This window comes from Vibrio sp. MOR3 (genome assembly GCF_001557775.1).
Lineage (GTDB): Bacteria > Pseudomonadota > Gammaproteobacteria > Enterobacterales > Vibrionaceae > Vibrio > Vibrio jasicida.
Genome location: NZ_LNRD01000011.1, coordinates 179,815 through 194,998 on the forward strand (window position 1 = coordinate 179,815; position 15,184 = coordinate 194,998).

The window sequence follows — 15,184 nt, forward strand, 5'->3', positions numbered from 1 at the left end:
CCTGCCCTTACTGCTGATTATTGTTTTAGATAAGCAAAGTAATCTTCTAAGAAGTCATCAAAGGATAACGTGTCACTTTGCTCTGCTTGTTTTTGTTTCTCTACCGATGTCGCGACTTCAGTTTCCATCGCATCTGCCGAGTATTGCTCATAGCTATGTGCTAGATTTTCTTCGCGGAACTTCATACCAAGCGCACAACCCACTTTACCCAAACCGCCGTGCTCTTTGGTCAGCTCAAGCAATTGACCAGAGATAGTAAGCTCAGGCTCGTCAATCCAAGACTCCAGTTTGTCGCAAACCGCTTGGTACGCATTACCACCAGTCGCGGTGTCCATTTCAACCGCAATCTGACGAAGATCAGCGAATACACTGTGCGCCCAATCTTGCAGAGATAAACGTTCGCCTTGGCAACCAATTTGCAGCATCAAACCTTTCTCACGACCAGAAACAATAACTTTGTTCCAGTTATCACGCCAGCATTCAAGCTCGCAGTTATCCATAGGGTCAGAGTCAGAAAGCGCTGCCCATGTTAGGAATAGGTCCAAGAATCGAACTTGTTCCTCACTCACGCCAACCGCACTGAATGGGTTTACGTCTAAAGAACGGACTTCAATGTATTCAACACCCGCTCGTGTCAGAGCTTCAGATGGTTTTTCACCACTTTGCGTTACACGCTTAGGGCGAATTGGAGCGTATAGCTCGTTCTCAATTTGCAGAATGTTTGAGTTCAATTGACGGTATTCGCCATCCACTTTCACACCAATCTCTGCAAACTCATCCGATGGACGACGAATAGCGTCACTTAAGCCTTCAAGATACTGTTCAATGCTGTTAAAGCCAATCTTAAGCACGCTTTGCGCGCTGTTGGTGTAACCGAGATCACTCAGACGCAGAGAGGTTGCTTTTGGTAAGAAAAGCGTCCCGCCAATTTTCTCAAATGGCAGATCAGTTTCACGTCCTTGAATGAACGAGCCACACAATGCTGGTGACGCTCCAAAGAAGTACGGGATCATCCAACCAAAACGGTAGTAGTTACGGATTAGAGCAAAGTACGCTGCGGATTTTGTTTCTTGGCGAGCTTCTTCATCTTGCTCTCCATGTAGTGCATCCCAGAACGATTCAGGGAAAGAGAAGTTGAAGTGCACCCCCGAGATAATTTGCATTAAGCTACCGTAGCGGCGTTTTAAACCTTCACGGTAAAGCGTTTTCATTTTTGCTGAGTTTGATGAGCCATATTGAGCTAGCTGAATATCATCTTCAGTGCCTACATAACATGGCATCGAAAGTGGCCACATTTTCTCTTCACCCATTTTGGTTTGAGTGAAGTGATGGATGTCTTTCAACTGCCCGATCAATTCAGGGATATCATGTGATACAGGCGTAATGAATTCCAGTAGAGATTCTGAAAAGTCTGTCGTGATCCATTTGTTTGTGAACGCTGAGCCCAAACCCTCTGGATGAGGTGTTGTTGCTAGGTGTCCATCCTGACGATAGCGCAAAGTTTCTCGCTCAACACCGCGTCCAAACTGCTTAAATACTTCTGGGTTTGATGCAACTTGTTTTAGTCGCGCAGCAAAATCAGTCAAAATGAGGTTCGCTTATATTGGGAGCAGGACACTCGCCAAGCATGGCAAGTGAAAGCTAAGTTATTGATATATAATCCATCTAGATAAATAACCCATCAAAAAGTCATTTATCTAGTTAGAAACGAATAGCGGAGAGTCTCCTCTCCGCTATTAAATGTGTACTCTATCGAATGATTTCAAGCTCTTCCACGTCTTTCCCTAACTTTTCTAGTTGAGGGCGAAGGGATTTTGCATCCCCGACAACCACGATTTGATAGTCGTTCGGGTCAAACCATTTTTCGGCTAGAGCGTTGAGAGTCTGCTTATCAACTTTCTCAACAATAGCGTTTCGTTGCTGTAAATAGTCTTTATCTAAGTCGTATTTCAAAATATCACTGATGAGTTTCGCTTTCTGTGTTGGCGTCTCATATTTCAGCGCATCTTTTTGACCGACCGCTTGGCGCATAAATTTCAATTCATCGTCAGTCATGCCCGATTGTGAGAACTCGTTCAACTCATTCTCCATCTCGATAATAGACGCAACCGTTGAATCCGCACGCACTTGTGCAGTGAAAACAACCGAGCCAGTTTCCGCATTACCGGAGAAATAACCATAAGCACCATAAGTGTAGCCTTTGTCTTCACGAAGGTTTTGGTTGATACGGCTATTGAAGTTACCCGCCAGATTAAAGTTCGCTAGCTGACCTAGGAAAAAATCACCAGTCGCATCGTAAGGCATACCTTGGCGTACGAGCATCACGACACTTTGTGGCGCTCCAGGCTTATCCACTAGGTGAATTTGTTGCTTACCCAAAGGGGTTACTTTTTGCGGAGAATACAACGGTGCAGCTTCTGCTTTCCAGTTAGACCAAAACGTCAGTTGTTTTTCTACGTCTGCTTTATTGATATCGCCCACCGCAATGATCTGCGCTCCTTGCGGTGTATAGTGCTTCGCATAGAAGTCTCGAACATCGTCTAGTGTTAGCGCCTTTACTCCGGCCTTGGTGCCTTCTTTTGGACGAGCAAAAGCTGAATCACCGTACAAAACTTGGCGGCTGGCTTGCGCGGCCATCCAGCTCGGTTTTTGATGTTCGTAAACTAAGCCTTCTAACGCTTGCATTTTCACTCGTTCAAAGTCTTCTTCTTTAAATGCAGGCGACAACAACATCTCTTCAACAATCTTGAGTGTTGGTGCTAGGTTTTTCTCTAGTGAGGACACACTGATGTCAGTCGTATAGCCCGTCGCATCAACAGAGATAACACTACCTAATTTATCAAGCTCAGCTTGAATCTCTTCCACACTGTGTTGCGTTGTGCCTTCTTGCAGCATCGCAGCGGTCAGCTGTGCCAGACCTTCCTTGCCTTCTTCAACAAAACGCGTCCCTGCCGGGAGACTGAACTGCATCATCATGGTTGGCGTTTCATTGCTCACCGTACCAAGTAACTCTGAACCATTATTGAAATGGATGTCGTAAAGCTTGGGCATGGTTGCTTCGACTGGATCACCAACCGGAGGCTGAACAGAACGATCGAAGTTGTCAGTCGCACGACGGTAGGCTAACTGGTCATCCGTGATCTTTTGGTATTCAGGTAATGTGCGTTTTGGGGTGACAAATGTAGCAGGTTTCACTGCCAATTCTGTTTTCCCTCTTGGCACCACACTCAAAGTAACTTTGTTCTTCCCTTGGATAAAGTCGCTGTAAGCTTTTTCTACTGATTCTGGTGTTACTGCACGGATCTGCTCAAGCTGTTTCTCAATTAAATCAGGCTGGCCAAAGAACGTTTGGTTGGAAGCAAGTTGCGTCACCTTGCCTTTAACACTTTCCAGCGCAAAGATCGCATTCGCTTCTTCTTGACCTTTTAGTTGGTCAAGACGGTCTTTTGTCACGCCATCTTTCGCAAACTTGTTCAGCGATACCATTAATTCATCATAAAGCTTTGACAGGTCCCCTTTGTCACCAGAATCGCCCATCGCGTAAACATAGAAGTTACAAGACAGCTCAGCACAATCATGGAATGCACCCGCATCCACTGCTTTTTGTGTTTTCACTAAATCTTGGTAGAGCACACTGTTGGTGCCGCTGCCTAATACGTTAGAAAGTGTGTCTAACGAAGTTTGGCTTGCTTCACCGCTGTAAGTGGTTGGCCAAGCAATCATTACCATTGGCTGTTGGATTCGGTCCTCCAGCGTGATGAACTTACTCTCTGCCAGCTTCGCTGGTTGTTTCGGCGCATTATCGACCTCAGGGCCGCGAGGGATAGAGCCAAAGTATTTGTTCACCCACTCAAGCGTCTGTTCAACATCAATATCACCACCAATCGTCACCACTGCATTGTTTGGACCGTACCAACGCAAGAAGAAGGCTTTCAGATCGTTCACGTCAACACGATCGAGATCTTCCACATAGCCAATGGTTTGCCATGAATATGGATGACCTTCAGGATAAAGCGCTTCAGCCATACGCTCCCAAATCAAACCATACGGACGGTTGTCGTAGCGCTGGGCTCGTTCATTTTTTACTGTTGAGCGCTGGATCTCGAACTTGTGTTGCGAAACGGCATCAAGCAAAAAGCCCATGCGGTCCGATTCTAACCACAGCATTTTCTCAAGTTGGTTAGCAGGGACAGTTTCAAAGTAGTTAGTGCGATCACGGTTAGTTGTACCATTTAAAGTACCACCCGCTTCAGTAATGATCTTAAAGTGTTGCTGGTCACCAACGTTCTCTGAACCTTGAAACATCATGTGTTCGAAGAAGTGAGCAAAACCAGATTTACCAATTTCTTCTCGTGCAGAACCAACATGGTATGTCACATCAACGTGCACAAGTGGATCGGAATCCTCTGGTGCCAGAATCACCGTTAAACCGTTGTCTAGTTGATACTTCTGGTATGGAATTTTAACTTTGCCTTCTTCTGCTTTCGACGCTTCGACGAAAGTAACCCCATCAGGCAATGATGATACTGGGGCGTTTGATGCACAGCCCGTGATCACCAACAGTGAGCACGCGCTTACCCAAAACATTCTCATGCGCTTTCCTTAAAATAAACCGAGATAGATGGCGGCTAACAAGGAGTACCTTGCTGCTTTGCCTAAAAATATCAAAACCATACACGGCAGAAATTTCATCCTTAACCATCCTGCCGCTAAACATAGCGGGTCACCAATCACTGGTAACCAGCTAAAGAACAATCCCCAATATCCATACTTGGACAGCCATTTAAGTGCCGTATGGCCGTGTTTTTCATCTTTTGTCTTATTTGGAATCCAAAGCCCAAGCCAATAGTTGGTCAATCCACCAAGCGTGTTACCAATCGTGGCGACAATAATGATGGAAGTAGCGGAATACTGGTTTAACGAGAGGGTCGCGATCAATCCAGCTTCAGAGCCCCCCGGCAAGAGGGTAGCGCTAAGAAATCCAGTAATGAACAACACCCATAATGCGGAGTCAGAAAACCATAGTGCTAAATTTTCAAAGGCTGCATTAAATGCCTCTAGCATGTCATATCAAGCAATACCTTGCCTCGTGTCCGTCCGGATTCAACTTGTCGGTGGGCATCCACAACCTCGTTCATCGGATAAACATGTTGAATTTCTGTTTTTAGCAGACCAACCCCCACCATATAAAGTAAGGTGTCGAGCTGCTCACGATCCGGCTCCACCAGCATGCCACTAGCATCAAAACCAAGCAGTTTTGCTTTCTCACAAATCAACTCAGCCGTTATGGTCGGAACGGTGATCACTCGGGCGTTATCAGTCAAACATTTCAGAGCATCTAAAGCGGCGTCACCACCGACAAGATCGATCAACACATCCACATCTTCAACACGTTCTGACACTGGCGCAAATTGATAGTTCACTGCATGTGCTCCCAGCGTTGCGAGGTAGTCTAAATTCCGCTCACTGCAGGTGGTAAAGACTTCGGCTTTGGTTGCTACGGCGATTTGTACCGCTATGTGGCCAACACCGCCTGCACCAGCAAGAATCAACACTCGGTCGCCTTCAGTAACATTAGCCTTGCTTAATGCTTGAGCCGCCGTTTGCCCTGCCAGAGGAAGTGCAGCCGCAGCTTCTAAAGTTACTGAATTGGGAATACGGCTAAGAGCTGACTCAGGAACACAAAGGTATTGGCTGTAACCACCACCACGAGCTGGAAATCCAATGAAACCAGCAACCTCGTCCCCGACTTCAAAACGTGACGTCCCTTCCCCACAAGACGCCACTTTGCCAGAAACGTCATACCCCGGAACCCAAGGAAGGTTATCTTTATTTTGTGCGGCCGCCCAACCTAACCCCGCGCGCGTTTTCACGTCGATAGGATTAATGCCTGAATAGGCGACTTTTATGAGGATTTCACCCTTTTGAGGTGAGGGTGTTGGTGCGGTTTGAATGGCGAGAACGTCTGCATCGCCAAACTTAGTAATCACTATCTGTTTGTGTTCCATAGCCCATTCCCTGCGAGAAAACAAAAAGGGATGCGAAAGCATCCCTTTGACTATAAACCATTTTGTTTACCGAAGTTAATCGTCAATTTGTAAATTGGTGGATAATTCTATGTCGTAGCGTATCCACCAAAAATCGAACAAGACGATTAGCCTACTAGCGCTAACAAGATACCAGCCGCGACTGCGGAACCAAGTACACCGGCTACGTTTGGCCCCATCGCATGCATCAACAGGAAGTTTTGTGGGTTCGCTTCTAAGCCAACTTTGTTCACAACACGAGCTGCCATTGGTACCGCAGAAACACCCGCAGCACCGATAAGTGGGTTGATGTCTTCTTTCGAGAACTTGTTGAGAAGCTTCGCCATCAGAACACCTGCACCAGTACCTATACTGAATGCCACTGCGCCTAAACCCAGAATGCCAAGTGTTTCTAGATTCAAAAACTGTTCAGCTTGCAGTTTAGAGCCGACACCAAGACCTAAGAAGATGGTCACGATGTTGATCAGCTCGTTTTGAGCGGTTTTGGATAAACGATCCACTACACCCGCTTCGCGCATCAAATTGCCTAAACAGAACATACCAACCAAAGGTGTAGCCGATGGCAGGAATAGAATTGTCATCAGCAACACAGCAAGTGGGAACAGTACTTTTTCCCACTTACCGACATGACGCAGTTGAGCCATTTTAATTTGACGCTCTTCTTTGGTCGTAAGTGCTTTCATGATCGGAGGCTGAATAATCGGCACCAACGCCATGTAGCTGTATGCCGCAACGGCAATCGCACCAAGTAGGTCCGGAGACAGTTTACTTGCTAAGAAAATCGCCGTAGGTCCATCTGCACCACCAATGATGGCGATAGACGATGCATCAGCCATGGAGAATTCCATACCAGGAACGTAGTTAAGTAAAATCGCGCCAAATAGTGTCGCAAAAATACCAAACTGAGCAGCGGCCCCTAACCACAACGTTTTCGGGTTCGCAATTAAGGCACCAAAGTCCGTCATCGCACCGACACCCATGAAGATCAATAGTGGGAAGACACCTGATTCGATCCCGATGTAATACACGTAGTAAAGCAAGCCACCTGGGTCAGTAAAGCCTGCATTTGGAATGTTAGCCAAGATGGCACCAAAACCAATAGGCAATAGCAACAATGGCTCAAAGCCTTTTTTGATCGCCAAAAACAGCAGTGCACAACCAACCAACATCATACAGATTTGGCCGAACTCAAAGTTCGCGATCCCTGTTTCTGACCATAAGGTCATCAATCCGTCCATGATACTCCCTTATGCTAAGCTCAGAAGCGGTGAACCAACAGTAACGGCATCACCTTCTTTCACATTCAGCTCTTGCACTACGCCACCACGAGCCGCACGAACTTCGGTTTCCATCTTCATCGCTTCTAAGATAAGCAGAACATCCCCTTCAGAAACTTCAGCGCCTGGCTGAACATTCACTTTAAAGATGTTACCGGCAAGCGGTGCCGGTACTGCTTCCGCAGAAGTATTTGCTGGAGCTACGGGAGCACTTGGTTGTACTGGAGCTGTTGAAACATTTGGAGTAACAGACGCCAGCTGTCCTTGTGGGCCGACTTCCACTTCGTACACTTGGCCATCCACACGAACGCTATAAGTCTCAACACCACCGGTTGCTACTGGCGCTACCGGAGCTGCTGGTTTCGCTGACTCTAGCGTTGGAGCAGGTTCAAACGCATCTGGGTTGTCACGGTTCTTAAGGAATTTGAGACCAACTTGAGGGAACAAAGCATACGTCAATACGTCATCCACACGCTCACTTGCCAACTTGATACCATCAGACTGTGCTTTCTCCATCAAATCGACAGTAAGCGTCTCCATTTCAGGTTTCAATAGATCAGCAGGACGACACGTGATCGCCTCTTTTCCATCAAGAACTTTTGCTTGCAGGTCGGCGTTCAATGCGGCAGGTGCTGCACCGTATTCACCTTTTAATAAGCCTGCAGTTTCTTTCGTGATGCTCTTATAACGTTCACCTGTCAGCACGTTAATAACGGCTTGGGTGCCGACAATCTGTGAGGTTGGTGTTACTAGGGGAATAAAGCCAAGATCTTCACGCACGCGTGGGATCTCTTCCAGAACTTCATCAAGACGGTCTGCCGCCCCTTGTTCTTTAAGTTGGCCTTCCATGTTGGTTAACATGCCACCAGGAACCTGAGCAATGAGGATACGAGAATCCACCCCTTTCAATTGCCCTTCCCATTTCGCATACTTCTTGCGCACTTCACGGAAGTAAGCCGCAATAGGCTCAATTTGGTCCAGTTTTAAGTTGGTATCACGCTCTGTACCTTGCAACATCGCTACCACAGTTTCTGTCGGCGTATGGCCATAAGTACAACTCATTGAAGAGATCGCGGTATCAAGGATATCAATTCCGGCTTCTACGGCCTTCACAGCAGTCGCGGTTGATAACCCCGTCGTTGCATGACAGTGAAGCGCTAGTGGCACATCACAGGATGCTTTGATGCGAGTGATCAGCTCTTCTGCTTCATAAGGCTTGAGCAAACCAGACATGTCTTTGATACACAGAGAGTGACAACCGAGGTCTTCTAAGCGTTTTGCTAAATCCACCCACGTCTCTGTGTTATGCACTGGGCTGGTCGTGTAAGACAGCGTACCCTGAGCATGTGCACCAACATCCACAGCAGCCTTAACAGCCGTTTGAAAGTTTCGTACGTCATTCATTGCGTCGAAAATACGGAACACATCCATTCCGTTAACGTGTGCACGCTCAACAAACTTCTCTACTACGTCATCAGCATAATGGCGGTATCCTAAAAGGTTTTGACCACGAAGTAGCATTTGCATCGGCGTGTTTGGCATTGCTTTTTTTAACTCACGTAGACGCTCCCATGGGTCTTCTCCCAGAAATCGAATACAAGAATCAAAAGTTGCGCCACCCCAGGTCTCTAATGACCAGTAACCAACTTTGTCCAATTCCGCTGCGATAGGCAGCATATCTTCGATACGCATACGCGTAGCAAACAGTGATTGATGGGCGTCACGAAGGACCACATCCGTAATAGCTAGTGGTTTAGACATGCTCTTAAACTCCTTTTTAATCCTATCTTTCGGCTACTTCGCGACAGAGGCGCGATGTTTATGAATCGCCGCCGAAATCGCCGCCACTACTTGTGGACTAACAGCTGAAGAGGTTGATTGAACGTTGGTGCGTGTTTTTGGTGCTGCGATCGGCTCAGGTACTTCTTCTGGTACCAATCTCGACAAAAGCCGAACGAGATAAACTAGAATGGTGAGGAAAATAAATACGACCGCCATCCCTGTTAGCATCAGGGTGGCCGCATCTACTAGCAGGCTTCCTATATTCGTCATGTTGCTTCCTTTCTTTGTCATCCTGACAATGCGCAGGACTCTAATAGCGTCAAATCCCGACCAATGAATTATCTCGATTGGTTAAATTTTGTCAATTTTGTTTAAGGAAGCTTTTAATTAATCTTTAATATTGATTATTTATTCACTACCCAGATCACAATTCGAGAGAAAATCATCGTTGAACATAAGAATGTTTAACTTATAACCACACTAAATTAAAGTGATTATAAAAACTGCGATTGGCATTTCAAAAAATCAATCTAAATGAAGGCAGAAAATAAAATAAAAACAGAAACCTATATCGATTTAACCAAATTAAAACAACTGGTTTACAATTTATTTCTTAAGTAATCACACCAAAAGTAAAATGCGAATAAGGTGATACGAGCAAAGGTTTGCCCCTCGGGTTGTTAAACTAGCCGCTCTTGAATGAGCTTATGATTATTTACGCATTCTTTTTTGAGTACTTATTGTGCGGTTAACCCCCCGTTCATCCGCACTATCTTGATAGCATCATGACGGCAATGTACATCCAGTTTCTTGTACAACTTATAGATATGGCTTTTCACCGTACTCTCTGACAAAAACAACTGTGAAGCGATCTGCTGGTTTGATATTCCATAAGCCAGCAACTCTAAAATTTGCCTCTCACGACTGGTTAGCGAATCATGTTGGCATTCCATCGAAACATTCGAGTGTCGGTAGTTGTTGATTAACGTTTCTAAATACACCCTTGGTAACCACAATCCTCCTTGAAATATATATTCCACACTCTCGCTTATGTGGGACACAGAAGCACTTTGTAGCAAAATGCCTTTAAGTAGCTTCCATCGCAACAATTCATTTTCAACGCTCTCGCTTGGCACGTTGTGAATCATTAGCGGCCAACCGAATAAATCAAAATCCGGGAGCAAACCTCTGGATTCAAGTCGCCTCATAAAGTCATAGTCAATAAACACAAGATCGATGCTCATGGTATGACTGCGAAAGACGGCCTCTTCTGGTAAACACGTTCTGACTTTTACATCAGGTGCGATTGATAATTGCCCCTCTATTAAACTGGTTTGAAGATTATTCTCCGCTAGAAGGAGAAGATGTTTGGTTCCCATAGTATCCACCACTGTTTGCTGACACCTTTACTACCTACCTCCATGTGCCAGTGTTTTCTGATCACCACATTGATGATCAATAAAATTATCAATAGAGAAAATATAGCAGTTCAGGCTGACTTTACGGGCACACCTACGACATAAAATAACCAAAAGGATTGAGCATTTTTAAATGTAGAGACGACACCTTTCCACCCAACCTAATTTAACTGCTTGTTCTTACTAACACCTTCAATTCAGGGGTCTAAACATCGACTTAACCGCTGGAATTTTAGGCTGAGTCATCTGATGAGCAAAAACCTACTTTTTCAGCCTTATTAGTCAGATATTTTCATACTTGAAGCACCCTAATGAGAGCTATTCTCACTAAGTTGATGATAAAAATTAGCTTTTATCAGTAAGCCAACTAGCTTCTATTCTTCATTTTACTCACTACTGATAGTTTTCTCATTCATAAGAAACGCCCACAAAAACCCTTACCTATAATTCTCTCGCTTCCGCAGTTAACGAGGCAGCAAGAAGTTTACGTGCAGTCATTTTTAATTAGGAAATATCAGGAAATGGAGTAATCAACATGACTCTTAACAAAACAGGGCTTGCTATCGCAATGTCAGCGATTCTTTTTAGTGGTTCAGTATTAGCTGCTAACGGTATTGATGATGGCGATGACAATAAGCAATGGACGAACAGCGCAAACACGGCAACACAAACCACTACACAAACGAACAGCAGCACAAATGACGCCAGCAGTGCTGATGCAAATACAAATCGTAGTTACAACAACAACAGTACGAATAATGCGAACGACAGTTCTGATTCAAGCATGAACACGACTCGGAGTAACAACGACAACAGTGATAACAGCGACAGTAGCAATGCAAGTACTAACGGTAGCTACAATAACAGTAGTACCAACAATGCGAATGACAATTCAGATTCAAGCATGAACACCACGCGTAGTAACAACGACAACAGTGACCACAACGCGAGTACCAACCAAAGCAATAATGACAACAGCAGTAGCTATGCGAACGATAACTCCAACTCAAGTACGAATGGCAGTTACAACGACAACAGCGATAACCGTGACCAAGCAGACTACCGAGATCAATCAGATAACCGTGACCAAAGCGATAGCAGCGACAACAGCAGTAGTTACGCAAACGACAACTCTGATTCCAGCATGAACACTACACGTAGTAATAACGACAATAGTGATTCAAGCACAACCACTCGTCGTAGTAACAACGATAACAGTGATTCAAGCGTTAATGACAGCAACAACGACAATAGTGACAACCGTAGTTACGCTGACAATAACTCGGACAATCGTGATCAAAGTGATAATCGTGATCAAAGCGATAACCGAAGCTACGCGAACGACAACAGCGATAGCAGCACAAACGATAGCTACAACGACAACAGTGACTCAAGCACAACTAACACGGACAGCTTCAACCAAATCAACATGGATACAGATATGGTCGTAGCAAACTCGGAAGTGATGGGGCAAGTTCACTCAGCATCGGTCACTTACGATGCAGGAGAGAAAGACGCAAAAGTGAAAGTTGAAAACGTGAATAACCTTGGCGGTTTAGATAGTGCTGCGGGTATTACAACTGTGGCACAAAATGCCGGAGCGAACTCACTGATTCAACAGTCTGTTGCTACCAATGCCAGTGTGTTTACCGGTGGTGAGTAAAGGAAGCTAGGAGAAAGCGATGCGTTTGGCACTGTGTACCTTGGGTATGATAGTTGCTTTTTCCGCACACGCAGAAGACATAACGTTATCTGATGAAAGTGTCAGTCTAGAAACAATGAATGAAGCACGAGGTGGCCAGAATGTTGAGCTAGACCTTGTTTATGCAGAATCAGATGTAGATGGCATTTCTTCAGATAACGTAGCGACCAATACCGTGAGCGGAAACAACATACTCTCACCAGGAGCGTTCGCAGACAGTTCAGGGATATCGAGCGTGATTCAGAATACTGGTAACAACGTTCTAATCCAGAACTCAACCGTCGTTAACCTGACACTCAAGTAAATATTGATATGAAAGTTTGGCAAAACTTACCTTGGCTGTTGCTGGCTCTGTCAGCTTCAGCCAATTCATTGGAGTTTCTCCCTCATCGGGGACATTTTTCTGTACCTGTTAAAAGCTACAAAGAAATCGTATTTGGTGATGTATTTCGTCAACAGTATGATTTCAGTTGTGGTTCAGCAGCACTAGCCTCTCTATTGACCTATCACTATCAAACCCCTTCGTCAGAACAAGATATTTTTAAAAGCATGTACGACAAGGGAGATAAAAAGAAGATCAAAGAGAAAGGCTTTTCACTACTAGACATGAAAGTTTACCTCGATTCCATTGGACTTAACTCAGACGGCTTTCAAGTAGGATTAGAAAAGATTCGCAATGTAGGGGTCCCAGGGATCACACTCGTCAATTTTGATGGTTACATGCACTTCGTGGTGATCAGAGGAATGAACGCAGACTCCGTGATCTTAGGCGATCCATCTCGGGGCACCATGATCATGAAATACGAAGAGTTCCAGAAATACTATCAAGGGATTGTGCTTCTAATCCGTAACGAAGCTGAAGTTGGTCGATCTGGTTTTATTACTGACGATAAGTTTGCTATTTATCATTCCTCTCCCCTAGAAAGCGGTGTGCAAAGAGATTCTCTCGGTGTGTTTAGCATTACGCTCCCCGTCGCTGGAGAGAACTAGATGAGGTGTGGTTATGAGGCTATCTAAGTGGATTCTGACATGCGGTGTTTTGACTTCGACACTTTCTCTAGCGAATGAAGTGGATCTAACGGGGTTAACCCCACTTCCACCGAATTCGTTGTCCGAACTTCGTGGTGGCTTTCAAGTCACTGACGATTACATCATCAACATCGGATTAAGTATTACCACCACAATCAATGGACAAGATATCCTAAATACCACCATTGCCAATTTAGTTATTGAGAATGGCCACCTTACCAATATTAGCGGCAGCAATAGCTCAGATGGTCTAGGTAACCCTCTCGATCAAGGCATCGTCAACATCATTCAATTTGGCGAAGGCAACTTTATAAGTGATAACCGCGCAAACTCACCAGATGTGACGAACCCGAATCAACCAAATATCATTAGCTCAGAATTCATCAATTCCAGCATCATCAACATCATTCAAAACACCACAGATAACAGTGTGATTGGTTTAAGTACACTGGTCGACATCGATGCGCAAGTGAGTGGCGTAATGCAACAAATTCGTGCAAACCAGCAACTAGAAGACGCACTGTTGAATCACCTCCAATAATTGCCCACAAGAAGCGCTTGTACAAAAAGGGGCTGTCATCACAACAACCCTTAAATTCCTCTGTATTCATCTACTACAGATTAAATGGCACACGAATCGTTAATTGAAAATCTGGGGTATCTTCGGTTAATCCAGCTTGCGCACTTACGTTGAGCGATGCTCTAGGGCTAAAGGCATAATTAACACCAAACGTCAGTGCATCCAATTGAAGTAACTTCGCGTCATCAGCCGAGCTGCCGTTCACTTTACTTTTCAAAATCGTTTTGTGGCTTAACCCTAACGAAAAAGACAAGTCTGGATTGACGGCAAAGCCCATCCCTCCCGCTAACGCAATGGTATCACCAAGATCAACGTCTGCTTTGGTATCTCCAACAGTAACATTCTCTTCCAAGTTATAGATGTAGCTCAGGCTTGCATACAGCACCGCTGGGTCTGTTGGGTAGATCATTGAAATGTTGGGTTCAAAACTCCAAAAACCAGATCCCGTCGGCACATCACTAAAGGAATTACTGCCTTCGTCTATAGAAACATCGTAAGGCGAACGCCCAGTATCGGATTTGACTCTTAAACCACCGACCCAATAAGGTGCACTATCAAAATTAAACTGGTGGCGAATCGCAAGCTCAACATCTCCCATCCCGCCACCATCGATTGTTGTATTGACCACGTCAGCATTCGAACCGTCCTGAATAGGGCGCGTTGCAATCTGGTCGTTTCGATAAACGTAGGGCAACCGAACCTCCAATTCCGTAGCGTTGGTCAAACCATAGCGAGCGGTTAAGCCAACCGTAACTGTAGTTCTATCAGCATCACTGACCTCAATTCGTCCCACGATCAATGTTGGTAACACGGTATAACCAACCACAGAGACTTTATTTGAAGAGTTTTGCGTGTAGCTGAGTGATGTGTCGAATGACCACTGTCCTCGCGGCGTGAGCACTCCTGGGCGGTCTATAACATCACTGACGGTCTGAGCCCGTTGAGGAATATCATCGCCTTCCGAGCTATTTGCGGTTTGAGCTACACATACCAACCCAAGAGTGCAGCCAATCAGAGTCTTCCCTAACATCGAGTAATCCTTTCTTGTGGCGGTTATAAACGATTAGGTTAGATCTGAAGGTTTAGCAATGAGTTGATGGCAAGAAGTCGCACAATCTTAAAACAGAAACGCTGGAATGACTGAGGACAGTATCGATAAGAAAGGGGCCAGTTCTCAGATACAAAAAATGTATGGTCCGCCCCGTTATTGCAACTACAATTTAGTAATAACGGAGTTGGTTTGCGCTAATGTATTCGGAGTCCACGTTGGGAACATTAACTTCCCGCTCCACGATGATATCCGCGCCAGATTATCCTTAAAAGCCCCAAAGCAACTAGGTGCTATTTTT

Annotated in this window: 13 protein-coding genes; 4 read left to right on the top strand and 9 right to left on the bottom strand. The window is 45.2% G+C overall.

All coding sequences use genetic code 11. The annotated features are described in order from the left end of the window. Window positions 1-17 precede the first annotated feature (17 nt). From gshA to ATB76_RS19680, 8 genes are all read right to left on the bottom strand, one after another. A complete protein-coding gene (gshA, locus tag ATB76_RS19645; protein ID WP_038878898.1) occupies window positions 18-1,586 on the bottom strand; it encodes a glutamate--cysteine ligase in 1,569 nt (522 codons plus the stop codon). A gap of 163 nt (window positions 1,587-1,749) precedes the next feature. Next, on the bottom strand, window positions 1,750-4,593 hold the full coding sequence (locus tag ATB76_RS19650; RefSeq protein ID WP_061035981.1) for a pitrilysin family protein: 2,844 nt from the start codon (window positions 4,591-4,593) through the stop codon (window positions 1,750-1,752). A 9-nt stretch (window positions 4,594-4,602) separates the two neighbouring features. After that, a complete protein-coding gene (locus ATB76_RS19655) occupies window positions 4,603-5,064 on the bottom strand; it encodes a YqaA family protein (protein WP_038870456.1) in 462 nt (153 codons plus the stop codon). Then, the gene (locus ATB76_RS19660; protein WP_045420937.1) at window positions 5,058-6,008 is read right to left on the bottom strand and encodes an NADP-dependent oxidoreductase; all 951 of its coding nucleotides are present in this window, start codon (window positions 6,006-6,008) and stop codon (window positions 5,058-5,060) included. The genes ATB76_RS19655 and ATB76_RS19660 overlap by 7 nt, the downstream gene beginning before the upstream one ends. A gap of 146 nt (window positions 6,009-6,154) precedes the next feature. Next, complete coding sequence (locus tag ATB76_RS19665) at window positions 6,155-7,285, bottom strand: sodium ion-translocating decarboxylase subunit beta (RefSeq protein ID WP_038870452.1); 1,131 nt, start codon at window positions 7,283-7,285, stop codon at window positions 6,155-6,157. 9 nt (window positions 7,286-7,294) lie between these two features. Then, on the bottom strand, window positions 7,295-9,085 hold the full coding sequence (gene oadA / locus ATB76_RS19670) for a sodium-extruding oxaloacetate decarboxylase subunit alpha (protein WP_061035982.1): 1,791 nt from the start codon (window positions 9,083-9,085) through the stop codon (window positions 7,295-7,297). A gap of 33 nt (window positions 9,086-9,118) precedes the next feature. Next, complete coding sequence (locus ATB76_RS19675) at window positions 9,119-9,376, bottom strand: oxaloacetate decarboxylase subunit gamma (protein WP_038870443.1); 258 nt, start codon at window positions 9,374-9,376, stop codon at window positions 9,119-9,121. A gap of 467 nt (window positions 9,377-9,843) precedes the next feature. Further along, window positions 9,844-10,485 (bottom strand): response regulator transcription factor, encoded by a 642-nt coding sequence (locus ATB76_RS19680; protein WP_038870444.1) that lies wholly within the window; start codon window positions 10,483-10,485, stop codon window positions 9,844-9,846. A 574-nt stretch (window positions 10,486-11,059) separates the two neighbouring features. Between ATB76_RS19680 and ATB76_RS19685 the strand changes: the two genes are divergently transcribed. Genes ATB76_RS19685 through ATB76_RS19700 form a run of 4 tightly spaced genes read left to right on the top strand, consistent with a single transcriptional unit; the run spans window position 11,060 to window position 13,796 of the window. Further along, window positions 11,060-12,187, top strand: a complete 1,128-nt coding sequence (locus ATB76_RS19685; protein ID WP_038870445.1) for a hypothetical protein — start codon at window positions 11,060-11,062, stop codon at window positions 12,185-12,187. A 19-nt stretch (window positions 12,188-12,206) separates the two neighbouring features. After that, complete coding sequence (locus tag ATB76_RS19690; RefSeq protein WP_038870446.1) at window positions 12,207-12,530, top strand: hypothetical protein; 324 nt, start codon at window positions 12,207-12,209, stop codon at window positions 12,528-12,530. Between the two features lie 8 nt (window positions 12,531-12,538). Then, window positions 12,539-13,216 carry a C39 family peptidase gene (locus tag ATB76_RS19695; protein WP_005534088.1) on the top strand — a complete coding sequence of 226 codons (678 nt, stop codon included), beginning with the start codon at window positions 12,539-12,541 and terminating at the stop codon, window positions 13,214-13,216. Between the two features lie 13 nt (window positions 13,217-13,229). Further along, the gene (locus ATB76_RS19700) at window positions 13,230-13,796 is read left to right on the top strand and encodes a hypothetical protein (protein WP_010643222.1); all 567 of its coding nucleotides are present in this window, start codon (window positions 13,230-13,232) and stop codon (window positions 13,794-13,796) included. Window positions 13,797-13,869: 73 nt separating this feature from the next. On the opposite strand, the gene ATB76_RS19705 is transcribed toward ATB76_RS19700, so the two are convergent. Further along, entirely contained in the window at window positions 13,870-14,865 is a 996-nt protein-coding gene (locus tag ATB76_RS19705) for a transporter (RefSeq protein WP_038882253.1), read from the bottom strand. Window positions 14,866-15,184 lie beyond the last annotated feature (319 nt).